Source organism: Ectothiorhodospira shaposhnikovii (genome assembly GCF_047222355.1).
Lineage (GTDB): Bacteria > Pseudomonadota > Gammaproteobacteria > Ectothiorhodospirales > Ectothiorhodospiraceae > Ectothiorhodospira.
The window spans coordinates 2,911,684-2,935,140 of the sequence record NZ_CP178333.1 but is presented as its reverse complement, the minus strand read 5'-3'; the positions used below and the strand labels follow the sequence as shown (position 1 = coordinate 2,935,140).

Here is a 23,457-nt window from a genome sequence, read left to right as displayed (position 1 = left end):
CTGCAACCCGAAAGGTCGCAGTGAATGCCGTCTTTTCATGACGGCAGGCAAAGCCCCGCCCCGTGCGGGGCTTTGTGTTTGGAGTTAGTATTGCGCTTGTGGCAGTGCCACATTATCCGACCTATTTCAGGAGAGCATACGACATGCGTAAGACAACTTTCGCCGGCACTTTGGCTCTGGCCTCGTCCCTGCTGGTGGCCGGGACACCGGTGGTCCTTGCGGACACCGGCTATGCTTCGGACCCCCGTGGTGCCGTGGTGCGTGATGGTTCCGGTGACTGTGTGCGTACGCCCCGCTGGTTGATGGATCGCGCCATCGAAGGTTGTGCCGGTTATGTGGCCTCCGCGCCGGAGCCGCGTGCCGAGCGTGCTCCGCCGCCTGCCCCTGCAGTGCCGGCCCCGGCGCCGGAGCCTGTCTATGAAACCATCACCCTGGGTTCCGAGGTTCTCTTTGCCATCGGCAGCCATCAGCTCAATCCGGCCGCCGCCACTGAACTGAACCGGGTGGCCGACCGGATTCGTCAGGCAGGCTCCCGCCTGGAGCGGGTGGTGATCAGTGGTCACACCGACAATACCGGCTCCCGGGCATTGAACGAACGCCTGTCCAGGGATCGTGCCGAGTCCGTGAAGCGTTTCATGGTGGAGCGCGGCATCCCGGCTCGTCTGATGGAAGCCGCCGGTTATGCCTATGACCGTCCGGTGGCCTACAACACCACCCCGGAAGGCCGTGCCGCCAACCGGCGCGTGGAGATCCGCATCGAAGTGACCGAGCGGGTCAATTAAGTCAGAGCGCCTGTAAAAGCCCCTCTCCCCTTGTGGGAGAGGGTTGGGGTGAGGGGAGAACGACCGCGGGAGTTTCCATGGATCCCGCTCAGGCATTAATCTGGACACCGGCCCTTTTTCGGCAAGCCCCATGTCCCGTTCCAGTCATGACCCTTCCCGCACACTGACCCTGCCCATCACCGGCATGGGCTGTGCCGCCTGCGTCACGCGGGTGGAAGATGCCCTGAAACCCCTTCCGGGCGTCGATACCGTCAGCGTCAACCTGGCCACTGAAAAGGCCGTTGTCACCGCCTCTTCCGCGCCCGATGCCGTCGCCCTGGTCCATGCCGTCCGCGAGGCCGGTTATGACGTGGCCGAAGATATCCTGATCCTGGATGTCTCCGGGATGAGCTGCGCAGCCTGCAGCAGTCGGGTGCAGACCCTGCTGGAGCGGACCCCGGGCGTACTGGAGGCCGGGGTCAACCTGGCCACCGGCCAGGCACGGGTGCGCATCCCCGCCGGCACCCTCTCCGCCGCGGACCTGGCCCGGCGCATCACCGAAGCCGGCTACGAGAGCCGGGTCCACGAGGCCGGGCCGGACCGGGAAGACCGGGAGCGGGCGGCACGCAAGCGGGAATTGTCCAGGGTGCGCCAAGCCCTGAGCCTGGCGGCCGTCCTGACCCTGCCGATACTGGTGCTGGACATGGGGGGGCATGTCTTCCCCGCCTTTCATCACATGGTGCACGGGACGCTGGGTACCCAGACCGTGTATCTGCTGTTCTTCCTGCTGGCCACCGGGGTGCAGTTCGGCCCGGGGTTGAGTTTCTATCGCAAGGGCGGCCCGGCCCTGATCCGGGGCGCGCCGGACATGAACTCCCTGGTCATGCTGGGGACCTCCGCCGCCTATGGCTATTCCGTGGTGGCCACTTTCCTGCCCGGGATCCTGCCGGCGGAGTCGGTGCACGTCTACTACGAGGCCTCCGCGGTGATCATCACTTTAGTGCTGTTGGGGCGGTATCTGGAAGCCCGCGCCAAGGGCGCCACATCCGAGGCCATCCGCACGCTCATGGGCCTGCGTCCCCGCACCGCCCGGGTTTGGCGCGACGGCGACTGGACCGAGGTGGACGTGGATCAGGTCCTGCCCGGTGACCGGGTTCAGGTGCGGCCGGGGGAGCGCATCCCGGTGGACGGGGTGGTGGAGGAAGGCCGGTCCTGGGTGGATGAGTCCATGATCACCGGCGAACCGGTACCGGTGGACAAGCCGGTTGGTGCCGCCCTGGTGGGCGGCACCATCAACGGCCAGGGTGCCATGACCCTGAAGGCGCAGCGGGTGGGTTCGGACACCGTGCTGGCCCAGATCATTCGCATGGTGGAGTCCGCCCAGGCCGCCCGGCTCCCGATCCAGAATCTGGTGGACCAGGTGACCCGGTATTTCGTCCCGGCGGTGATGGGGATCGCCCTGGTCACGTTCCTGGTCTGGTTCTTCTTCGGTCCCGCGCCGGCACTCACCCTGGCCCTGGTGAATGCGGTGGCGGTCCTCATCATCGCCTGCCCCTGCGCCATGGGGCTGGCCACCCCCACCTCGATCATGGTGGGTACCGGAAAGGGGGCGGAGATGGGGGTGCTGTTCCGGGGCGGTGATGCCCTGCAGTCCCTGCGGGATGTCCAGGTGGTGGCCCTGGACAAGACCGGCACCCTGACCCGGGGGCGGCCCGAACTGACCGGGATCACGGTGCTGGAGGACTGGGACGAGGCCCGGGTCCTGACCCTGGCGGCGGCCCTGGAGTCCCGCTCGGAACACCCCCTGGCCCAGGCGGTGGTGCGTGGTGCCCGGGAGCGGGGGCTGACCCTGCCTGAGGTGGAGCGATTCGAGTCCCTGACCGGACGCGGACTTCAGGGCCGGGTGGACGGTCATGCGTTGATCATCGGTTCGCCCCGTTTCCTGGCCGAAGCGGGCGTTGACCTGGGAGACGCCCAGGAAGCCGTGGCAAGGCTGGCGGGGCAGGGGAGTACCCCGGTGCTGGTGGCGGTGGATCACCGACCGGCGGCCCTGCTGGGGATCTCCGACCCGCCCAAGCCGTCGTCGGCCGCGGCCGTGGCCCGTCTCAAGTCACTGGGACTCAAGGTGGTGATGATCACCGGCGACGATGAGCGCACGGCCCGGGCGGTGGCCCGGCAACTGGGCATTGACGAGGTGGTGGCCCAGGTGCTGCCGGAGGGCAAGGTGGACGCGGTGCAGCGTCTGCGGGCCTCCGGGGACAAGGTGGCCTTCGTCGGCGACGGCATCAATGATGCGCCGGCCCTGGCGGCGGCGGACGTGGGGCTGGCCATTGGTTCCGGTACGGACGTGGCCATGGAATCGGCCGGGGTGGTGCTGATGTCCGACGATCTGCGCCAGGTGGCCCATGCCATCGCCCTGTCCCGGGCCACCATCCGCAATATCAAGCAGAACCTGTTCTGGGCCTTTGCCTACAACGCCACCCTGTTGCCGGTGGCGGCCGGCGTGCTCTACCCGTTCTTCGGGCTGTTGCTGTCGCCGGTCTTTGCGGCTGCGGCCATGTCCCTGTCGTCGGTTTCGGTACTGAGCAACGCGTTGCGGCTCAAGCGCTTTAAGCCGGAAGGATAAATTTGCAAAAAACTGTTGACATGAAAATGAGAAGGATTATTATTCAAGTCGTGTGTCGCATTTCTCCTCTTCTCGCACGCTTGGGGCCGGATATCCGGCCCTTTTTTTTGCGCGGGATATCCTTCCCCCACATCGTCACCTCCCTCACATCATCACTTTCTCCACGTCGTCACTCCCGCGAAAGCGGGAGCCCAGGAGTTTCCTGCAGGCTCCCTCTGGATTCCCGCTTTCGCGGGAATGACGTGCCCGTGGGGGGGGGGGAGGTGAGTTGCCCGTGCGCTGGGATGACGTGCCTGTGGCAGTAATGGGTCTGCTCAGAACGTTTTTAAACTCATGCCATTTTTTAATAAGGCTGATAAAGTTTATGCATGGATCTCACTAACCAGATCATCTTCTTCGGCAGCCTCATCCTGCTGGGCAGCGTCCTCTCCAGCGTCATCACGCGACGCCTGGGAGTGCCCCTGTTGCTGGTGTTCCTGTTCATCGGGATGCTTCTGGGGGAGCAGGGTCCGGGCGGGATCGAGTTCGAAGACATCCAGATGGCCCACCTGTTCGGCAGCCTGGCCCTGGCCATCATCCTCTTCGACGGCGGCATGCGTACCCCCATCGACAGCTTCCGGGTGGGGTTGCGTCCGGCCCTGGGGCTGGCCACCATCGGTGTGATCATCACCGCCGGCATCACCGGCGCCTTCGCCGCCTGGTGGCTGGAGATCAACTGGATGTTGGGCTTCCTGCTGGGGGCCATCGTCGGCTCCACCGATGCCGCCGCGGTGTTTTCCCTGCTGCATTCCCAGGGCCTGGAACTGAAGCAGCGCGTGGGCTCCACCCTGGAGATCGAGTCCGGCTCCAACGACCCCATGGCCATCTTCCTCACCATCGTGCTCATCGAGCTGCTGGTGGGCGGCCACGGCAACATGGGACTCACCGTGTTGTGGGAGTTCATCCGCCAGATGGGCCTGGGTGCCCTGGTGGGTATCCTTGGCGGCCTGGGGCTGGTCTGGCTCATCAACCGGCTGGAGATCTCCCAGGGCCTCTATCCCCTGGTGGCCCTGGCCGGAGGGCTGTCCATCTTCGGCCTGGCTTCGGTGCTGCAGGGCAGCGGTTTTCTGGCCATCTATCTGGCGGGTCTGGTGGTGGGCAACCGGCCCATGCAGGCCGCCCAGTATGTGAACCGCTTCCATGACGGGATTGCCAGCCTGGCCCAGATCGGCATGTTCCTGATGCTGGGGCTGCTGGTAACCCCCTCTGAGTTGATGCCCGTGGCGGTGGATGCCCTGCTGATCGCCGCCGTACTGATCCTGGTGGCCCGTCCCCTGGCGGTGTGGCTGTGTCTGCTGCCCTTCAACTTTCCCTGGCGGGAGCAGGTCTTCGTCGGCTGGGTGGGCCTGCGGGGGGCCGTGCCCATCATCCTGGCGTTGTTCCCCCTGTTGGCGGGCATCGAGGCGGCGGGGATGCTGTTCAACATCGTCTTCTTTGTGGTCATCATTTCGCTGATGGTCCAGGGCTGGACCATCACACCGGTGGCCCGCTGGCTGCGGCTGGAGGTGCCGCCCACCACCCATGTGGTGCAGCGGGTGGAGCTGGATATCCCCGGTCAGCATGAGTTGGAGCTGGTGGCCTACCGGCTGGCGGAGAACACCCCGGTAGTACGGGAGAAATGGACCAGCTTCACCCTGCCGCGCAGCGTGCGGGTGGTGGCCCATGTCCGCGACAAGGTCATGCTGGAGGCGCTGAACATGCTGGATCTGCGGGCGGGAGATTACCTCTACCTGCTGGCCTCAACGGATGACCTTCCGGTACTGGATCGCCTGTTCGTGGCCAGTACGGCGCCGGAGCGCCTGTCCGAACGCAAGTTCTTCGGTGAGTTCGTGCTCAACGGCTACGCCAAGGTGGAGGATCTGTCCCTGATCTACGGGCTCAAGCTGCCCGCGTCCGCCTCGGGCATGACTCTGGAGGAGTTTATCCTGGATCGCCTGAACACCCAGCCGGTGGTGGGGGACCGGCTGCAGTGCGGTGAGGTGGAGCTGGTGGTGCGGGAGATGGCGGCGAACCGGATTGCCAGGGTGGGCCTGAAGCTCAGCCGCTGACCGATACCCTCAGCCCAGCAGGGATTTGAGGTTATTCAGGTGGGCCTTCCCCGTCAGCCGGACTTCTTCCGGGTCCGGTGGTTTTGCGTCGGGCCATTCCAGGTGTTCCTCGGGCAGTTCCGCCAGGAAGCGGCTGGGTTCGCACTCCACCGTCTCGCCGAAACGGGTGCGTCGGCAGGCATAGGTCAGGGTCAGGGCCTTCCTGGCCCGGGTGATGCCCACATAGGCCAGGCGGCGTTCCTCCTCCAGGGTGTCTTCCTCCAGGCTGACCCGATGGGGCAGCAGTTCCTCCTCCATGCCCACCAGGAAGACGCAGGGAAACTCCAGCCCCTTGGCGGCGTGCAGGGTCATCAGATGCACTCCGTCGGCCTCGGTCTCGCCGCCAGCCCGGTCCAGGATGTCCATCAGGGTCATGTGGGCGACGATTTCCCCGATGTTCTTGCCGTCGCCGGTCCCTTCCTTGGCCAGGCGTCCCATCCAGTCCAGCACTTCCTGCACGTTTTCCATGCGTTTCGAGGCCGCCTTGGGGTTGGCGCTCTGGTCCAGCAGCCAGGTTTCGTAGTTCATCTCCTCCACCAGGCTTTTGGCGACGGCGGCGGGATCGCCGGTGGTCGCGGCCCGGGACTTGTCCTGCAGCCACTGGGCAAAGGCCTGCAGCCGCTCCGCCGCCCGGGCGGACAGGGTCTCCGTCAGGCCGAACTCGAAACAGGCGGTGAACAGGCTGACATGGCGGCGACCGGCATACTCTCCCAGTTTTTCCAGGGTGGCGGCACCGATCTCCCGTCGCGGCACATTGACGATGCGCAGAAAGGCGCTGTCGTCGTCGGGGTTGGCCAGCAGACGCAGGTAGGCCAGGATGTCCTTGACTTCCGCCTTCTCGAAGAAGGACTGGCCGCCGCTGACCTTGTAGGGAATGTTGTTTTCCCGCAGCAGTTTTTCAAATACCCGGGCCTGGTGGTTGCCCCGATAGAGGATGGCGTAGTCCTTGAATTCCAGGCGGTGCTTGAAGCGATGCTTCATGATCTCGGACACCACCCGGGTTGCCTCGTGGTCCGCGTCCTTGCAGGGCAGCACCCGGATGGGATCGCCCTGGCCCAGGCCGCTCCACAGGCGCTTTTCAAACACATGGGGATTATTGGCGATCAGGTGGTTGGCGGTCTGCAGGATGCGGTTGGTGGAGCGGTAGTTCTGCTCCAGCTTGATGATCTTCAGGTGAGGGTAGTCCTGTTGCAGGGCCACCAGATTCTCGGGCCGGGCACCGCGCCAGGAGTAGATGGACTGGTCGTCGTCACCCACCGCGGTGAGTCCCGCGTCCACGTCCACCAGCAGGCGGACCAGACGGTACTGGCAGGTATTGGTATCCTGATACTCGTCCACCAGCAGGTGGCGCAGGCGATGACGCCAGCGCTCGCGCACTTCCGGATTCTCTTCCAGCAGGCGCACGGGCAGCACGATCAGATCATCGAAGTCCACGGCGTTGTAGGCCTTGAGCGCCCGCTGGTAGGCGGCATACAGGCGGGCCTGAGCGGCTTCCAGGTCATCCTCGGCGCGGGACAGGGCCTGTTCCGGGGTGAGCAGGTCGTTCTTCCAGCGGCTGATGCGATGGCGGGCGGATTCGGCCTCCACCCCATCGTCGTCCCGGTGGGTGAGTTGCTTGAGCAGGGACAGGGCGTCGGCGGCGTCAAAGATGGAAAATCCCGCCTTGTAGCCCAGGGTCCTGATCTCCTTGCGAATGAAGTCCAGGCCCAGGGTATGGAAGGTGGAGACCGTCAGGCCCTGGCTTTCCTCCCGGGACAGCAGCTTGCCGGCCCGGGCCTTCATCTCCCGGGCGGCCTTGTTGGTGAAGGTGATGGCGGCGATCCGTTTCGGGGACAGGCCCCGATGACGGATCAGATGAGCGATCTTTTCCGTGATCACCCGGGTCTTGCCGCTGCCGGCACCGGCCAGCACCAGCAAGGGGCCATCCACATACTCGATGGCGGCGCGTTGTTGCGGGTTGAGGGTGTCCATGGCGGCGGGGGTGTGGGGCGGGGCGGCATTTTATCAAATTATCAGGACTTCAAGGCTTTCAGGGCTTTTATGGACATCGACACCACCGGCTGGTTGGACATCGCAACACGGGTGCCTTCCCCCAATCAGGATGCGCGTCCGCCGGGGATGACGCCGGAACTCATCGTCATCCACGCCATCAGCCTGCCGCCGGGGGAGTTCGGGGGACCCTGGATCGACCGGCTGTTCACCAATGCCCTGCCGCCGGAGGGGCATCCCTTCTTCGCCCAGATCCAGGGGCTCAGGGTCTCCGCCCATGTCCTGATCCGGCGCGATGGTGAAATGGTGCAGTATGTCCCTTTTCTCCAGCGGGCCTGGCATGCGGGGGTGTCCTGCTTTCAGGGGCGGGAACGCTGCAATGACTTTTCCATCGGCATCGAACTGGAAGGCAGTGATGTTCATCCCTTTACCGGTGCCCAGTATGAGCGGCTGGCCCGACTCATCACCGTCCTGAAAAAGACCTATACCGGCCTGGCCGATGCCCCGGTGGTGGGGCATTCCGATATCGCTCCGGGCCGAAAGACTGATCCAGGACCTTGTTTTGAATGGTCCAGGTTGCAAGTATTGTCGGATGCCTGATCTCCGGACATGGGAAGTTCTGAATGCGTCATTCCCGCGCAAGCGGGAATCCATCGCGGACTGGATGTTCTGGACTTCCGCTTTCGCGGGAGTGACGTGCATCTACAACAGGCGATCAACTGGAGTCACTGGGCTCCCGCTTTCGCGGGTGCGACAACAGATGGGCGCATTCAGGACTTTTTAAAAGTAAATCCAAGTTTTTTGCTTGGAGAAAATCATGTGATTTCGTAGTGAATCCGGTAGCGCCGAAACTTGCAAGCAGGATTTTGAGCAACGAAACTTTAGTCACCTTTTCAAACCCGGGAAGCCCGTCATGTCACTGTTCATCATACTTGTCACACTATTTGTGGAACGCTTCACGAATGCCGTCGAAAACCTGAGACACTTCTCCTGGCTGGATCGATACACCAGCCTGGTACGAGGACGTTGCGAAGGGTTCGGTCTTGGCGCCACGCCGACACTGGTCATCACCGTGGCCATCCCGCTGGTGGTGCTGGTCATTCTCATGCAACTTGTCGGCGGGATCCTGGGTGGCCTGGTGGGCGTGCTCATCGCCCTGGCCGTGCTGCTGCTGAGCATCGGGCCCCGCAACCTGGGCAAGGAAGTGGACGCCTTCCTGGAGGCCGGTGCCATGAAGGACGAGGAGCGGGAGATGAAGCATGCCCGCAACCTGCTGGGAGATCAGGTCCCGGATGATGCCGCCGAGCGCGCCCGGGCCGTCCTGCAGACAATGCTCACCGGCAGCAACGGCAGTCTCTTTGCCGTGCTGTTCTGGTTCGTGGTGCTGGGGCCCGTGGGTGCCCTGCTGTATCGTCTGGCCAACCTGATGCGCGCACCCCGGGGGGCGGAGCCGGACGGCTTCCAGCAGACCGCCACCCAGCTGCAGGGATTGCTGGACTGGATTCCCGCCCGTCTGGTGGCCCTGTTCTACGCCCTGACCGGCAGCTTCGACCGGGCCTTCCCCGTGCTGCGTGCCGGCATTCTGGGCAGCTGGGGCAACATGGCGGCCGAGAACGAGGCCCTGTTGCGGGATGCCGGTTGCGAGGCCATCCAGCTCACCGAGGAAGAACTCAAGGCGCCCCTGGAGGCCCGTTCCGCGGTGGAGCGTGCTTCCAGTCTGGTATTTCGCAGCGTGATCGCCTTCGTGGCCATTCTGGCGCTGCTCACCATCGTCGGGGTGAGCGGCTAGCGCCTCGTCGTTTCGATGGCCCTGCCGGTGCCCCATGGCCCGGCAGGGCTTGAGCAGGATTTTCCCCCATGACATGTATCGACCTTCTGCGCCATGGTGAACCGGCCGGCGGCGAACGCTACCGGGGCAGCGGCGTGGATGACCCCCTGAGCGAGCAGGGCCTGGAGCAGATGTGGCGGGCCGTGGGCGGTCGCGCCCCGACCTCGGGTCCCTGGAGCCGGATCATCAGTTCCCCCATGCGTCGCTGCCTGGATTTCGCGGCGCCGCTGTCCCGTGCCCTGAATCTGCCGCTCACCCAGGTACCGGATCTGCGGGAAGTGGGGTTCGGCAGCTGGGAGGGGCGTACCCCGACGGAGCTTCGGCAAAACAGCCCGGAGGCGTTCCTCGCCTTCTTCCGTGATCCCATGCGGGCCCGCCCCCGGGGCGCCGAGCCACTGGAAGACTTTCGCCGACGGGTCGATGGGGCGCTGGATGACCTGATCCGCCGGCATGAGGGGGAGCACCTGCTGGTGGTGACCCACGCGGGGGTGATCCGGGCGGCCGTCTGTGCCGCGTTGGAGGTGCCCACCGAGGCCATGTACCGCATCAAGATTCCCTACGCGGGTGTGACGCGCCTGCGGCGGGATGACCGGGGCATGATGCTGGAATTCGTCAATCGCCGGCATCTGGCCGACTCCGCTTGATCGCAGCCCCCGCGGCTCATGCTAACCTTGCGCCCTTTCCATCGCTGCCGGGAGCTGCCATGACCCCATTCCTGAAGACCGCCATCGACGCCGCCCTGAGTGCCCAGGACGTGATCCAGCGCTACTATCGCCAGGATGTGGCGGTGGAGATCAAGCCGGACCAGACGCCGGTGACGGTGGCCGATCTGGAATCGGAAAAGGCCATCAAGTCCATCATCACCGCCGCCTTTCCCGATCATGGCATCTATGGCGAGGAAACCGGGCAGGAGCGCATGGATTCGGATTGTCTGTGGCTCATCGACCCCATCGACGGCACCAAGAGCTTCGTGCGTCGCTATCCCTTCTTCTCCACCCAGATCGCCCTGCGCCGTGACGGCGAACTGGTGGCCGGCGTCTCCAATGCCCCCGAGTTCGAGGAGATGGCCTATGCGGAAACGGGCGGCGGCGCCTTCCTGGCCGGGGAGGCCATCCGGGTGAGCGATATTCGCACCCTGGAGGCGGCCACCCTGTCCATCGGCAATGTCAAGACTCTGGCCGGTGGTCCCGGCTGGCAGGGCCTGGCGCGCATCGTCCAGCGGGTCAACCGGACCCGGGGTTACGGGGATTTCTACCACTACCACCTGCTGGCCTCCGGGCGCATCGATCTGGTGGTGGAATCGGACGTCAACATCCTGGATATTGCGGCACTGGCGGTGATTGTGCGTGAAGCGGGTGGAATCTTCACCGATCTTCAGGGCGGTCCCCTGAGTCTGGAAACCACCAGCGTGCTGGCGGCGGCCACCCCGGAGCTGCATGCCGAGGCCCTGACGCTGCTCAACCCGTAAGAAAGCCGGGCCGACAACCGATGTTTGCCGGGATGCGTGGTTCGGGGGGCGCCTTCAGGTGGTGACGGGTGTCCAGATGCCGTTGATCAGTCCTTCCCCCGGCTGGAAGCGGTTCTTGTAGGCCATCTTGGGGCTTTGGGCATTCCAGTAGCCCAGATAGACATGGGTCAGGCCTTCCTCCCGCGCCTGCCGGATCTGCCACAGGATCGCCAGGGTACCCAGGCTGTGTGCCTGGGCCGCCGGGTCAAAGAAGGTGTATACCGCCGACAGGGCATCCGGCAGCCGGTCGACCACCGCAACACCCAGCAGCGAATCCTCTTCCCTGAACTCCACCAGCCAGGTGCGGCACCAGCGACTGGTCACGAATCCCAGGTAGCTTTCCGGCGTGGGGTTGTCCATGCCGCCGCCCCGGTGGCGGTGGTTCACGTAGGCCGTGTACAGGCGGTAATGGGCCGGATCAAAACCCACTTCCCGGATCGTGACCGACAGCCCGGCATTACGCTTGAGCACCCGGCGCTGACCGCGATCCGGCGTGAATTTCGCCACCGGTATCCGGTAGGGCACACAGGCCCGACACTGTGGGCACTGATGCCGATACACATGACTGCCACTGCGACGAAATCCGTGCTGAAGCAGTTCCCCGTAGACGGCCACGCTCATCGGTCCGCCCGGATCGGCAAACAGGCTCACCATCTTCCTGTTTTCCAGATAAGGACAGGTATCCGGCGCCGTGGCGTAGAAGATCAGGGATTCATGTCGGGACACGGTGTGAGTCCGGATCCTTTGGCCAGTGAGAAGGTAAAAAAAGGGCCGCCAGGGGCGGCCCGAAACCGTGTGAGGATGGAAACCCGCCAATCAAACGGGCGGATGGTCAAGGACCAGGAGACCCGGTAAACATCCTTCAACCATGCTTCGAGGCTAGTTCAGAGTCAGCCGTAAATCTCTGACCTGGATCAGTTGCGGGCGCCTACGAATGGTTCCGGCAAGCATGTTATGCTGGAAAACTTTGACGCAACCGGATAGATGTTCATGAATTCCGACAGACTCACTCAGCTGCACCAGGAGATCCAGCGCCGCATCATGATTCTGGATGGTGGCATGGGCACCATGATCCAGGGTTATGGATTGCAGGAAGCCGATTACCGGGGAGCGCGTTTCGCTGACTGGCCGTCTGACATCAAGGGCAACAACGACCTGCTGGTGCTGACCCAGCCGGGCATCATCCGCGAGGTCCACGCCGCCTACCTGGAGGCCGGCGCCGACATTCTCGAAACCAACACCTTCAACGCCACCCGCATCGCCATGGCCGACTACGGCATGGAAGACCTGGTGCCGGAGATCAACCGGGAGGCCGCCCGCCTGGCTCGGGAAGTGGCCGACGAATACACCCGCAAGACCCCGGACCGTCCCCGCTATGTGGCCGGCATCCTCGGTCCCACCAACCGCACCGCCAGCATTTCCCCGGATGTCAACGACCCGGGTTTTCGCAACGTCTGGTTCGACGAACTGGTGGCCGCCTACCGGGAGGCCGCCGAGGCCCTGCTGGACGGCGGGGTGGACATCCTGATGATCGAAACCGTCTTCGACACCCTCAACGCCAAGGCCGCCGTGTTTGCCGTGGAAGGCCTGTTCGAGGATCGGGGCGAACGCTGGCCGGTGATGATCTCCGGCACCATCACCGATGCCTCCGGCCGCACCCTCACCGGTCAGACCACCGAGGCCTTCTGGAACAGCCTGCGCCACGCAAGGCCCTTCTCCATCGGTCTCAACTGCGCCCTGGGACCGAAGGAACTGCGGCCTTATGTGGAAGAACTCTCCCGCATCGCCGACACCCACGTTTCCGCCCACCCCAACGCGGGTCTGCCCAACGAGTTCGGCGGCTATGACGAAACCCCGGCGCAGATGGCCCGGGAGATCAGTGAGTGGGCCGGCAGCGGCCTGCTGAACATCGTCGGTGGTTGCTGCGGCACCACCCCGGACCACATCCGGGCCATTCGCGAGGCGGTGGAGAAACATCCTCCCCGTCCGGTGCCGAAGATCACCCCCGCCTGCCGCCTGTCGGGCCTGGAGCCCTTCAACATCACCGCCGACACCCTGTTCGTGAACGTGGGGGAGCGCACCAACGTCACCGGCAGTGCCCGCTTCAAGCGCCTGATCAAGGACGGTGACTACGAGACTGCCCTGGAAGTGGCCGCCGAGCAGGTGGAAAGCGGTGCCCAGGTCATCGACGTGAACATGGACGAGGGCATGCTGGACGCGGTGGAGGCCATGCGGCGGTTCCTCTGCCTGGCCGCCGCCGAGCCGGACATCTCCCGGGTGCCGGTGATGATCGATTCCTCCAAATGGGAGGTGATCGAGACCGGACTCAAGTGCATCCAGGGCAAGGGCATCGTCAACTCCATCTCCCTCAAGGAAGGGGAAGAGAGCTTCATCCATCAGGCCCGCCTGCTGCGACGCTACGGCGCGGCGGTGGTGGTCATGGCCTTCGACGAGACCGGCCAGGCGGATACCGAGGACCGCAAGGTGGAGATCTGCCGGCGGGCCTACCGGATTCTCACCGAAGTGGTGGGGTTCCCGGCCGAGGACATCATCTTCGACCCCAACATCTTCGCCATCGCCACCGGCATCGAGGAGCATGACAACTACGGCGTGGACTTCATCGAGGCCACCCGCCGCATCAAGCAAACCCTGCCCCATGCCCTGGTGTCCGGGGGCGTTTCCAACGTCTCCTTCTCCTTCCGCGGCAACAACCCGGTGCGGGAGGCGATTCACGCCGTGTTCCTCTACCACGCCATCCGCGCGGGCATGGACATGGGCATCGTCAATGCCGGTCAGCTGGCGGTCTATGACGAGATCGAGCCGGAACTGCGGGAGCGGGTGGAGGACGTGGTCCTCAACCGCCGTCCCGATGCCACCGAGCGCTTGCTGGAGATCGCCGACCGTTTCCGCGACACCGGCGGCGAGACCCGCAAGGAAGACCTGGCCTGGCGGTCGCTGCCCGTGGCCAAGCGTCTGGAGCATGCCCTGGTCAAGGGGATCGATGCCTACGTGGTGGAAGACACGGAAGAGGCGCGCCTGACCTTCGACCGGCCCATTCAGGTGATCGAAGGCCCCCTCATGGACGGCATGAACGTGGTGGGGGATTTGTTCGGCGCCGGCAAGATGTTCCTGCCCCAGGTGGTCAAGTCCGCCCGGGTGATGAAGAAGGCCGTGGCCCACCTGATCCCCTACATCGAGGCGGAAAAGAGCGACGACTCGAAGAACAACGGTCGCATCCTCATGGCCACGGTGAAGGGGGATGTCCACGACATCGGCAAGAACATCGTCGGCGTGGTGCTCCAGTGCAACAATTTCGAGGTCATCGACCTGGGGGTCATGGTGCCCGCGCAAAAGATCCTGGAGGCGGCCCGGGAACACAAGGTGGACGTGATCGGCCTGTCCGGCCTGATCACCCCGTCCCTGGAGGAGATGGCCCATCTGGCGGCGGAACTGCAGCGGGAAGGCTTCGGCACGCCGCTAATGATCGGTGGTGCCACCACGTCTCGTGCCCATACCGCGGTGAAGATCGCCCCTGCCTATGAAGGGGTCACCGTCTGGGTGAAGGATGCCTCCCGGGCGGTGGGCGTGGCCCAGAGTCTGGTCAGCCCGGAGCTGCGCGGCCCTTATGGGGAGAAGATCCGTGCCGAATACGCGGATGTGCGCGAACAGCATGCCGCCCGCCGCAAGACCCAGGACTGGCTTACCCTGGAGGAGGCCAGGACCAACCGGACGCCGGTGGACTGGTCCGGTTACACCCCGCCGCGCCCCGCCGTCCTGGATGCGGATCAGGCCCCGTCCGTGGGCGGGCCGGCCCCGGAGATCCTGCGTCTTCATGGTCCCGACAGCATCCTGCTGCGATTTGACGACTATCCCCTGGACCGATTGGTGGACTACATCGACTGGACCCCGTTCTTCCGTGCCTGGGATCTGCATGCCGCCTATCCCCGCATCCTGCAAGACGAGATCGTGGGCGAGGAAGCCACCCGGCTGTTTGCCGATGCCCGGCCCATGCTGCGCCGGATCATCGACGAGGGCTGGCTCCGGGCCCGGGCGGTGGTGGGCTTCTTCCCGGCCGCCAGGGTGGATGCCGACGACATCCAGCTCTACCGGGACGCGGCGGGCCATGAGCCGCTGATGCGTCTGCACCACCTGCGCCAGCAGACCCGCAAGCCCCGTCAGGCCCCGAACATGTGCCTGAGCGATTTCATCGCCCCCCAGGGGAGCGGTCCGCGGGACTATCTGGGGGCCTTTGCGGTCACCGCCGGCGGCGGCATCGACGAACACGTCGCCCGCTTCGAGGCCGCCCATGACGATTACTCCGCCATCATGATCAAGGCTCTGGCGGACCGTCTGGCGGAGGCCTTTGCCGAGCACCTGCACGAACGGGTGCGGCGTGAGTTCTGGGGCTATGCCGCCGGCGAGGCCCTGTCCAACGAGGACCTGATCAAGGAAAAGTATCAGGGCATCCGACCGGCCCCCGGCTATCCCGCCTGCCCGGAGCACACGGAGAAAGGCCTGTTGTGGGAACTCATCGACCCGGTGACCCATGCCGGCATGACCCTCACCGACAGCTATGCCATGTCTCCCGCCTCGTCCGTGTCCGGATTCTATTTTTCCCATCCGGAGTCCCGCTATTTTGCCGTGGGCAAGCTCAACCGGGATCAGGTGGAGGATTACGCCCGGCGCAAGGGCATGCCTCTGGAGGTCGCCGAGCGCTGGCTGGCCCCCAACCTGGGCTATGATCCGGACTGAACCGTATCCACACCGCCACATCCATCGGAGTTCCCATGCCTGAGTCCCGCGACACGGAATACGACTCGCATCGCCTGCTTTTGCGCAACACCCGTCTGGCCGATTACGACGACATCCATCACATCATGGAGGCCGTCTATCCCAATCTGGACGGCGCCTGGAGTCGGGAGCAGTTCGAATCCCAGATCCAGCGCTTTCCCGAAGGCCAGATCTGCATCGAGGACAATGGCCGGGTGGTGGCGGCGGCCATCAGCCTGATCGTGGACTACCGGCGCTGGGGCGATCGTCACAAATACTGGGAGATCACCGGCAAGGGCTTTCTCACCACCCATGACCCGGACGGCGACACCCTCTACGGCGTGGACGTGTTCGTGGATCCGGAATACCGGGGCATGCGCCTGGGGCGCCGTCTCTACGACGCCCGCAAGGAACTGTGCGAAAAGCTCAACCTGCGGGCCATCGTCGCCGGCGGCCGCATCCCCGGCTATGCCCGTTACCGGGAGGAGATGAGCCCCCAGCAGTATGTGGAGTTGGTGAAGTCCCATGAGGTCACCGACCCGGTGCTTACCTTCCAGCTGTCCAACGACTTCCATGTGCGCAGGATCATCAACGACTACCTGCCCGACGACAAGGAATCCCACGCCTACGCCACCCTGCTGGAGTGGATCAACATCTACTACGAGGAGAAGGAAACCCTGATCGGCGCCACCAAGCAGGTGGTGCGGGTGGGGGCGGTGCAGTGGCAGATGCGGCCGCTGAAATCCCTCGACGAACTGCTGCAGCAGGTGGAATATTTCGTCGACGCGGTGTCCGGCTATCAGGCCGACGTGGTGCTGTTTCCGGAATTCTTCAATGGTCCGCTGATGGGCCAGTTCAACCAGGACAACACCGCCGAGGCGGTGCGTCATCTGGCCGACTACACCGACACCCTGCGCCAGGAGATGGTCAACCTGGCCCTGGCCTACAACATCAACATCATCGCCGGCAGCATGCCCGAGTACGATGGTCGGGAACTGCGCAACGTCTCCTACCTGTGCCGCCGGGACGGTAGCTGGGACAAGCAGTACAAGCTGCACATCACCCCGGACGAGCGATCCTACTGGGGCCTGAAGGGGGGGGACGAGGTTCGCATCTTCGAGACCGACTTCGGCAAGATCGGCATCCTGATCTGCTACGACGTGGAGTTCCCCGAGTTGCCCCGCCTGCTGGCGGACCAGGGTCTGCAGATCCTGTTCGTGCCGTTCTGGACCGACACCAAGAACGCCTACCTGCGGGTGCGTCGCTGTGCCCAGGCCCGGGCCATCGAGAACGAGTGCTATGTGGTCATCTCCGGCAGCGTGGGCAACCTGCCGAAGGTGGAGAACATGGACATGCAGTATTCCCAGGCGGCGGTGTTCACGCCCTCGGACTTCGCCTTCCCCCATGACGCGGTGGCCGCCGAGGCCACCCCCAACACCGAGATGACCCTGATCGCCGACCTGGATCTGGACAATCTCAAGGAACTGCGCACCCACGGGGCCGTGCGCAACCTGGTGGATCGGCGGCTGGACCTGTACGAGGTGCGCTGGAAGCGTTGAGGGCCGGCGCCGGGGGTCGGCTTTCAGCCGATGCCCGGTACCGTCTGCTGCATGGGGTCCGCCGGGGGCGGGTCTTCCGGTTCGCCGGGAACCAGCACCTCCAGCAGTTCCAGTTCGAAGATCAGGGTTTCCCCCGGCCCGATGACGGCGCCGGCCCGTCCCTCGCCGTAGGCCAGCCAGTGGGGCACCACCAGCCGGGCCCGGCTGCCCGCCGGCATGTGCACCAGGGCCTCCCGCCAGCCCGGGATCGTATCCCGTACCGCCACCACCGACGGCACCGCCCGGCGCCAGGAACTGTCGAACACCCGTCCGTCCAGGTGCAGGCCCCGGTAATGCACCACCACCCGGTCTTCCAGGGTCGGCACGGGTCCGTCACCTTGGGCCAGCATCTCCACCTGCAGGCCGCTGGACAGGGTCACCACGCCGTCCCGCCGGCCGTTGCGGCTGCGATAGGCCTCGCCGTCCTCGATGTTCATCTCCACCAACAGGCGGGCCTCCTCGGCCTGTTCCGGCGTCAGTCCGCAACTGCGGGCGCCCAGGAACAGGGCCACCAGCAGCACCAGGCTCAGGGCCGCCAGGAACAGCACGTTGCGCAGTAGACTCAGCACCGGGTCACCAGGGGATGTCGCTGCCGTCGATGTCGATGAACCGGCCGCTGTCCACCAGGGTGAGATGGCTGATGGTCTGACGCATGGCGGTCACGCTCTGCTCCGTGGTGATCTCCGCATCGGGGCCGCCCATGTCCGTCCGCACCCAGCCGGGGTGCAGGGCCACCACCGTGATGCCCCGCGCCCCGAGGTCGCGTGCCGCACTGACGGTGATGGCATTCAGGGCCGCCTTGGTGGAACGGTAGATGTAGGAACCGCCGGAACCGTTGTCCGCCATGCTGCCCATCTTGCTGGAGATGTTCACCATCAGGCGTCGCCGGCCGGAGGCCACCGGCTCCACCAGGGCCTCCATGATCTTCAGCGGTGCCACGGTATTGATCCGGAAGGTCTCCAGCCACCCTTCCACGTCCGTGTCGCCGAAGGCACTCGCGGGACCATAGCTGCCGGCATTGTTGATCAGGATGTCCACCGGCGTATCCGTCAGGATGCCCGCCAGCGCCTGGATCTGTGCCGGATTGGTGACATCCAGGGGGTGTACGCTGACCCGGCCCCGGGTCTTGGCGGCCAGTCGGCTCAGCTCCCGGGCCTGCTCCGGGTGGCGACAGGCGGCCAGCACCCGGGCGCCCGCCTCGGCGTACTGCTGTGCAAACATCAGTCCGATGCCCCGATTGGCACCCGTGATGACGACGGTTTCCGTCATGCCGGTTTCTCCTTCAGCACGAAAATGACCTGACCGATAATGGCTTGAGTGCCGCAAGGGATCAAGCGACCGACGGAAGGAGGCCGTGCACTGACCAGTCGAAGGGCAACCCGGGGTGTCAGGCGCTACACTCAACCGTTAAAACAACAGCAATGCTCATGTCGGGCAGGAGAAAGGATCGATGGGTTCATCAGCGCATGCAGTCACGATTCTGGTCGTGGATGATTCCAGGGTCATGCGACAGGCATTGAACAAGATTCTCAATACCCGTTATCAAGTCCTTGAGGCCGAGGACGGGGAGGCGGCCTGGCGCCTGCTGCGGGGCGAACCCGCCATCGCCGCTATCTTCACCGATCTGTCCATGCCGGGACTGGACGGTTACGGCCTGCTCAAGCGGGTGCGTGACTGCGAGGATGCGCATATCCGGAAGCTGCCGGTGGTGGTGGTGACCGGCAACGAGGATGACGTGGGCACCGCGCAACGGGTCCGCGAGCATGGCGCCGACGAGATGCTGAAAAAGCCGTTTCGTGGCGAGGAAGTGCTCAAGCTCACGGAGCGACTATTGGGGGCTCCCTCCCCGGCGGTCGCGCCGGCCCCGGCGGGGGAACTGCAGTCCCTGCGTGATCAGCTGTCTCAGGCCCTGAGTCAGGCCGCGGCGGCGCTCAAGGCGCGGGACCAGCTGGAGAAGGAACTCAAGCAGGTGCGCACCGAGCTGATGCTGCGTCAGCAGACCTCGGATGAACGGGAAATGCAGGTGCGTCTGAAGCAGCAGGAACAGGCCCTGACCACGGCCCGTGCCGGTGAGCAGCGATTGGCGGCGGCGCTGGAACAGCAGCAGGCCCGCAACAACGAGCTGGAGGCGCGTATCCAGGGTCTGAACCGGGACCTGGAGCAGGCGGCCACGGAACTGGCTCAGGCCCGCGGGCGAGGGGATGGCCCCGATCGTCAGGCACGCAATCAGGAAGCCCGGATCAAGGCGGAGGAACTGGCCCGTCTGCAGGCGGAGGACGAGCTACTGAGTGTCAGCCGCCGTCTGGAAGAGCTGGAACAGGCGCTGGCCGCCGCCCATCAGGAAGTGCACGAGGCCCGGGCGGATGCGGGGCGGTTGCGCGGCGCCCACAGGGAGCGGGAGCAGCAGCTGGAGGAACGTTGTCGGCAACTGGAGGCGCGGCTGGCTCAGGTCATGACCCAGGTCGCCGAAGCGGCCCCCCGGGCGCCGGCGGAGGCTTCGCCGTCGGCGGGCGCCGAACAACCGGCCCCCACGCCCTCCGCCGGCATGGGGGAGACCTCCAGAAGCGATCGCAAGGGTGCGGAATCGGTGGCGCGGTGGGAAGAGGAGCGCAGCCGTGCCCGGCGCCGCCGGCTTTGGTTGATCGTTTCGGTGGGGGGCCTTGCGGCGCTGGGTCTGGCATTCTGGCTGGGGACCCTGCTGGGATGAGCGATGCCGACATGGCGGCCCGGGTTCCCGGGTGTATGATAGGTGGGCAACCACGGCGGGGGTGAGCATGTCACTGAGCATCGAACAACTGGTGGAAGAAGCCACGGGACTGGTCTCGTTGCCGGCGGTGGCGGTGCGCCTGAATGCCATGGTCAATGACCCGGACAGCACGGCGGCGGATATCGGCCGCCTGATCAGCCAGGACCCGGCCCTGACCATTCGTCTGCTGCAACTGGCCAACAGTCCCTTCTACGGTCTGTCCCATCGGGTGGAGACCATCACCCGCGCCGTGGCGGTGATCGGGACCTCCCAGATCCGGGATCTGGTGCTGGCCACCAGCGTGGGCCGGGCCTTTGACCGCATCCCCAACGAACTCATGTCCATGGAGGCCTTCTGGCGGCACAGTGTCTATTGCGGCCTCATTGCCCGGATCCTGGCCGAAGACCTGAACCTGCGTCACGGCGAGTCCATGTTCATCGCCGGCCTGCTCCATGACATCGGCCGGTTGCTGATCTTCAATCGGGAGCCGGACGAGGCCCATGAGGCCTTCCTGCTGGGTCTGCAGCATTTGAGTACCCTGCCGCCCCACGAAGCCGAGCGCAAGATCCTCGGTCATGATCACGCCCAGGTGGGTGGGGCGCTGGCGGCCCGCCTCAATCTGCCGCAAAAGCTTCAGGACTGCATCCGCTATCACCACGAACCCATGAATGCCACGGATCATCCCGTGGAGGTGGCCCTGGTCCACATTGCCAACAGCGTGGCCCACATGGCCGAGTTGGATACCCAGGACCCCGGCGATGCCCCACCGATCGACCCCCGGGTCTGGGAGCGGGTCGGTCTGGAACCCGGCGTGGTGCGCTCCCTCATCGAACGGGCCCAGCAGCAGGTGGTGGAGGTGGAGGCCCTGGTCCTGCACCCGTCCTGACCCGTTGTTCAGCGCCGGCCCGAGGTCTCTGCCAGGGGATCGTCCGGCCAGGCGTGTTTGGGATAGCGTCCCTTCAGATCCTTCTTCACGTCCGGATAGGTCCGTGTCCAGAAACCGGCCAGGTCGCGGGTGATCTGGACCGGTCGCTGGGCCGGCGACAGGACATGCACCAGCAGCGGGACCCGGCCGCCTGCGATGCAGGGGGTTTCCCTCATGCCGAACAGCCATTGCAGGCGGGCCGCCAGCACCGGCACCTCCCCCTGGCCGTAATCCAGCCTGACCCGCTGTCCCCCCGGCAGAGACAGGTGGGTGGGGGCCAGCCGGTCCAACTCCTGGGGCAGCGGCCAGTCCAGGCAGCCGCGCAGGATGGCCGTCAGGTCCAGGCGGTCCAGGTGGGTCAGCCGGCTCATGCCCTCCAGCCAGGGCCCCAGCCAATCTTCCAGGCCTTGCAGCAGGACCGCGTCCGACAGATCCGGCCAGGGGGGTCCCAAGGTTCGGTGCAGAAAGTTAACCCGTTCCCGCAGCCCTTGCGTGTCCCGGCTCCAGGGCAGACAGGCCAGTCCCGTGTCCCGGATGCCCTCCAGCAGGGCGGCGCGGATCCGCTCCGGGTCCGGTGATGACAGCGGTCGGGTCTCCAGGGTCAGTGCCCCCAGGCGGATGTCCTGCCGCGCAGTGACGGCCCCGGCCCGGCCGTCCCAGACCACCTGTTGCCGTCGCTCCATGAGCCGGGCCAGATGGACCTCCAGGTCCTGCCGGTCCAGCGTCGCGGCCAGAAAGATCCGTGCCTCCCGTCCGGCACCGTCCAGGTTGGGGACCACGATCCATTCCTGGCCGGAGAGGGATTCATGGCGACTGAAGGCGGCCCCGCGCCCTCCCGAGAGCCGGTAACGGGCCTCGCCGCCGGGACGACGTTGTCCGATCCGGTCCGGATAGGCCAGCGCCAGCAGCAGTCCGGCGGGTTCCCGGGGCGGGGCCACCCCCTCGGACGGGGGCGAGGGGCGGCGCGCCAGGGCGGCGGCAAAGCGCCGGGCCTGCCGCAGCACCCGTTCCCGACTACCCCGGTGGACCCGGTGACCGGGCACGCCGCGACCCTCCAGGGCTTCCAGTCGCAGGTGCACGTCCGCCTCGGCGGGGCCGTCCAGGCCGCCGAGAATGTCCCGTTCCTCCAGCAGGGCCGCCAACCGGCAGGCCAGGGTGTCCAGTCCCAGACGGCGACCACCGAGCATCAGATGAGCGAGCCTGGGATGGGTCCCCAGGGCGGCGATGGCCTCGCCGTGGGCGGTCAGGCGTCCGTCATCGTCCAGCGCCCCCAGTCTCTGCAGCAGATCACGGCCCTGGGCCAGTGCCGCCGTCGGCGGCGGGTCCAGCCAGGCCAGTTCCCCGGCATCGGCGCCCCAGCGGGCCAGTTCCAGGGCCAGGGGGGCCAGATCCGCTTCCAGGATCTCCGCCGGACTGTGTTCCGGCATGGCGGCTTCGTCACTGGTGGTCCACAGGCGCAGGCACACGCCCGGTTCCAGGCGGCCCGCCCGCCCGCTGCGCTGGACGGCCGAGGCGCGACTGATGCGAACCGTCTCCAGTCGGGTCAGACCGGACGCGGGGTCGAACCGGGGCCGCCGGGCCAGGCCGCTGTCCACCACCACCCGCACGCCGTCGATGGTCAGGCTGGTTTCGGCGATGTCGGTGGTGAGCACCACCTTGCGGCGTCCGGCGGGGCAGGGGGCGATGGCCGCCTGCTGGGCTTCCGGGGGCAGGTTGCCGTAGAGGGGGTGAATGTTCACGTCCGTGGGCAGGTCGGTGCCGTCCAGGGCCTGGGCCACCCGCTCGATCTCCCGCTGTCCGGGCAGGAAGGCCAGCACGCTGCCGGTTTCCTCCGTCAGCACCTGCCGCAGGGTCGCGGTCATCCGTGTTTCCAGATCGGCATGACCCCGTCGCGACGGTTCCAGGTGACGGATGTCCACCGGGAATCGGCGTCCCTCACTATGGATCACCGGTACGTCGCCCATGAGCCGGGCCACCGGGGCCACGTCCAGGGTGGCGGACATCACCAGTATCCGCAGATCCTCCCGCAGCAGGCCCCGGGACTGCAGGCACAGGGCCAGTCCCAGATCCGAAGCCAGGTTGCGTTCATGGAATTCATCGAAGATCACCAGGCTCACCCCCTCCAGAGCAGGATCCTGCTGCAGGCGGCGGGTGAGAATGCCTTCGGTGATCACCTGCACCCGGGTGCGGGGACCGACGTGGCGCTCCAGCCGGGTCTGATAGCCGATGGTTTCGCCCACCGCCTCCCCGTGCAATTCGGCCATGAACCGGGCCGCGCCCCGGGTGGCCAGCCGTCGTGGCTGCAGCATCAGGATGGTGCCGGTGCACCAGGGGGCATGCAGGGCCGCCAGGGGCACCCGGGTGGTCTTGCCGGCCCCCGGCGGGGCCTGCAGCACGGCGGCACCCTGCTCGGCAAGGGCCTGCATGACCTGGGGCAGGACGGTATCAATGGGCTGGGGAGGGTGGGGCATGACGGGGAATGTTTCTGCCGCTGGGCTGTCGAAGGAAACACGGATTCTAACGCCATGTCGGCCTGTACCGGGTATGCCGGCCGTGGCGGAGATTGCCCGTGCGTGAGGTG

The 23,457-nt window shown here is 65.7% G+C and carries 16 protein-coding genes; 11 read left to right on the top strand and 5 right to left on the bottom strand.

The window, feature by feature from the left end:
• Nucleotides 1-143 precede the first annotated feature (143 nt).
• The 3 genes from ACLF6L_RS13435 to ACLF6L_RS13425 all read left to right on the top strand — a co-directional run bounded on the left by ACLF6L_RS13435 (nt 144) and on the right by ACLF6L_RS13425 (nt 5,474).
• Nucleotides 144-782 (top strand): OmpA family protein, encoded by a 639-nt coding sequence (locus ACLF6L_RS13435; protein WP_412851869.1) that lies wholly within the window; start codon nt 144-146, stop codon nt 780-782.
• A 130-nt stretch (nt 783-912) separates the two neighbouring features.
• Nucleotides 913-3,387, top strand: a complete 2,475-nt coding sequence (locus ACLF6L_RS13430) for a heavy metal translocating P-type ATPase (protein ID WP_200173534.1) — start codon at nt 913-915, stop codon at nt 3,385-3,387.
• 368 nt (nt 3,388-3,755) lie between these two features.
• Nucleotides 3,756-5,474 (top strand): potassium/proton antiporter, encoded by a 1,719-nt coding sequence (locus ACLF6L_RS13425; protein ID WP_200173532.1) that lies wholly within the window; start codon nt 3,756-3,758, stop codon nt 5,472-5,474.
• Between the two features lie 9 nt (nt 5,475-5,483).
• Here ACLF6L_RS13425 and rep read toward each other — a convergent pair whose 3' ends face one another.
• Nucleotides 5,484-7,484, bottom strand: a complete 2,001-nt coding sequence (rep, locus tag ACLF6L_RS13420) for a DNA helicase Rep (RefSeq protein WP_200173530.1) — start codon at nt 7,482-7,484, stop codon at nt 5,484-5,486.
• 69 nt (nt 7,485-7,553) lie between these two features.
• Between rep and ampD the strand changes: the two genes are divergently transcribed.
• The 4 genes from ampD to ACLF6L_RS13400 all read left to right on the top strand — a co-directional run bounded on the left by ampD (nt 7,554) and on the right by ACLF6L_RS13400 (nt 10,798).
• Complete coding sequence (gene ampD, locus ACLF6L_RS13415) at nt 7,554-8,102, top strand: 1,6-anhydro-N-acetylmuramyl-L-alanine amidase AmpD (RefSeq protein WP_238616253.1); 549 nt, start codon at nt 7,554-7,556, stop codon at nt 8,100-8,102.
• Between the two features lie 313 nt (nt 8,103-8,415).
• Nucleotides 8,416-9,291 (top strand): regulatory signaling modulator protein AmpE, encoded by an 876-nt coding sequence (gene ampE / locus ACLF6L_RS13410; RefSeq protein ID WP_238616252.1) that lies wholly within the window; start codon nt 8,416-8,418, stop codon nt 9,289-9,291.
• Nucleotides 9,292-9,359: 68 nt separating this feature from the next.
• Nucleotides 9,360-9,974, top strand: a complete 615-nt coding sequence (locus ACLF6L_RS13405; protein WP_238616251.1) for a histidine phosphatase family protein — start codon at nt 9,360-9,362, stop codon at nt 9,972-9,974.
• 59 nt (nt 9,975-10,033) lie between these two features.
• A complete protein-coding gene (locus ACLF6L_RS13400) occupies nt 10,034-10,798 on the top strand; it encodes an inositol monophosphatase family protein (RefSeq protein ID WP_412851868.1) in 765 nt (254 codons plus the stop codon).
• Nucleotides 10,799-10,852: 54 nt separating this feature from the next.
• Here the strand turns inward: ACLF6L_RS13400 and ACLF6L_RS13395 are convergent, their stop codons facing one another.
• Nucleotides 10,853-11,563: an arginyltransferase gene (locus ACLF6L_RS13395; RefSeq protein WP_238616249.1), complete on the bottom strand. Its 711-nt coding sequence runs from the start codon at nt 11,561-11,563 to the stop codon at nt 10,853-10,855.
• Nucleotides 11,564-11,827: 264 nt separating this feature from the next.
• Here ACLF6L_RS13395 and metH point away from each other — a divergent pair, with 264 nt between their 5' ends.
• The gene (gene metH, locus ACLF6L_RS13390; RefSeq protein WP_412851867.1) at nt 11,828-15,589 is read left to right on the top strand and encodes a methionine synthase; all 3,762 of its coding nucleotides are present in this window, start codon (nt 11,828-11,830) and stop codon (nt 15,587-15,589) included.
• A gap of 35 nt (nt 15,590-15,624) precedes the next feature.
• Nucleotides 15,625-17,166: a bifunctional GNAT family N-acetyltransferase/carbon-nitrogen hydrolase family protein gene (locus ACLF6L_RS13385; protein WP_238616247.1), complete on the top strand. Its 1,542-nt coding sequence runs from the start codon at nt 15,625-15,627 to the stop codon at nt 17,164-17,166.
• A gap of 23 nt (nt 17,167-17,189) precedes the next feature.
• Here the strand turns inward: ACLF6L_RS13385 and ACLF6L_RS13380 are convergent, their stop codons facing one another.
• Both ACLF6L_RS13380 and ACLF6L_RS13375 read right to left on the bottom strand, forming a co-directional pair.
• A complete protein-coding gene (locus ACLF6L_RS13380) occupies nt 17,190-17,774 on the bottom strand; it encodes an FKBP-type peptidyl-prolyl cis-trans isomerase (RefSeq protein WP_238616245.1) in 585 nt (194 codons plus the stop codon).
• A 4-nt stretch (nt 17,775-17,778) separates the two neighbouring features.
• Nucleotides 17,779-18,474, bottom strand: a complete 696-nt coding sequence (locus ACLF6L_RS13375) for an SDR family oxidoreductase (protein ID WP_238616244.1) — start codon at nt 18,472-18,474, stop codon at nt 17,779-17,781.
• Nucleotides 18,475-18,655: 181 nt separating this feature from the next.
• Here ACLF6L_RS13375 and ACLF6L_RS13370 point away from each other — a divergent pair, with 181 nt between their 5' ends.
• Both ACLF6L_RS13370 and ACLF6L_RS13365 read left to right on the top strand, forming a co-directional pair.
• Nucleotides 18,656-19,912 (top strand): response regulator, encoded by a 1,257-nt coding sequence (locus tag ACLF6L_RS13370; RefSeq protein ID WP_238616243.1) that lies wholly within the window; start codon nt 18,656-18,658, stop codon nt 19,910-19,912.
• 67 nt (nt 19,913-19,979) lie between these two features.
• Complete coding sequence (locus tag ACLF6L_RS13365) at nt 19,980-20,837, top strand: HDOD domain-containing protein (protein WP_238616242.1); 858 nt, start codon at nt 19,980-19,982, stop codon at nt 20,835-20,837.
• 8 nt (nt 20,838-20,845) lie between these two features.
• Here the strand turns inward: ACLF6L_RS13365 and hrpB are convergent, their stop codons facing one another.
• Nucleotides 20,846-23,347 (bottom strand): ATP-dependent helicase HrpB, encoded by a 2,502-nt coding sequence (hrpB, locus tag ACLF6L_RS13360; RefSeq protein WP_412851866.1) that lies wholly within the window; start codon nt 23,345-23,347, stop codon nt 20,846-20,848.
• Between the last annotated feature and the right edge of the window lie 110 nt (nt 23,348-23,457).

Bases quoted from the DNA above. Each gene is read 5' to 3' on its own strand.
- ACLF6L_RS13435 (WP_412851869.1), top strand. From the start codon at position 144: ATGCGTAAGACAACTTTCGCCGGCACTTTGGCTCTGGCCTCGTCCCTG.
- ACLF6L_RS13430 (WP_200173534.1), top strand. From the start codon at position 913: ATGTCCCGTTCCAGTCATGACCCTTCCCGCACACTGACCCTGCCCATC.
- ACLF6L_RS13425 (WP_200173532.1), top strand. From the start codon at position 3,756: ATGGATCTCACTAACCAGATCATCTTCTTCGGCAGCCTCATCCTGCTG.
- rep (WP_200173530.1), bottom strand. From the start codon at position 7,484: ATGGACACCCTCAACCCGCAACAACGCGCCGCCATCGAGTATGTGGAT.
- ampD (WP_238616253.1), top strand. From the start codon at position 7,554: ATGGACATCGACACCACCGGCTGGTTGGACATCGCAACACGGGTGCCT.
- ampE (WP_238616252.1), top strand. From the start codon at position 8,416: ATGTCACTGTTCATCATACTTGTCACACTATTTGTGGAACGCTTCACG.
- ACLF6L_RS13405 (WP_238616251.1), top strand. From the start codon at position 9,360: ATGACATGTATCGACCTTCTGCGCCATGGTGAACCGGCCGGCGGCGAA.
- ACLF6L_RS13400 (WP_412851868.1), top strand. From the start codon at position 10,034: ATGACCCCATTCCTGAAGACCGCCATCGACGCCGCCCTGAGTGCCCAG.
- metH (WP_412851867.1), top strand. From the start codon at position 11,828: ATGAATTCCGACAGACTCACTCAGCTGCACCAGGAGATCCAGCGCCGC.
- ACLF6L_RS13385 (WP_238616247.1), top strand. From the start codon at position 15,625: ATGCCTGAGTCCCGCGACACGGAATACGACTCGCATCGCCTGCTTTTG.
- ACLF6L_RS13375 (WP_238616244.1), bottom strand. From the start codon at position 18,474: ATGACGGAAACCGTCGTCATCACGGGTGCCAATCGGGGCATCGGACTG.
- ACLF6L_RS13370 (WP_238616243.1), top strand. From the start codon at position 18,656: ATGGGTTCATCAGCGCATGCAGTCACGATTCTGGTCGTGGATGATTCC.
- ACLF6L_RS13365 (WP_238616242.1), top strand. From the start codon at position 19,980: ATGTCACTGAGCATCGAACAACTGGTGGAAGAAGCCACGGGACTGGTC.
- hrpB (WP_412851866.1), bottom strand. From the start codon at position 23,347: ATGCCCCACCCTCCCCAGCCCATTGATACCGTCCTGCCCCAGGTCATG.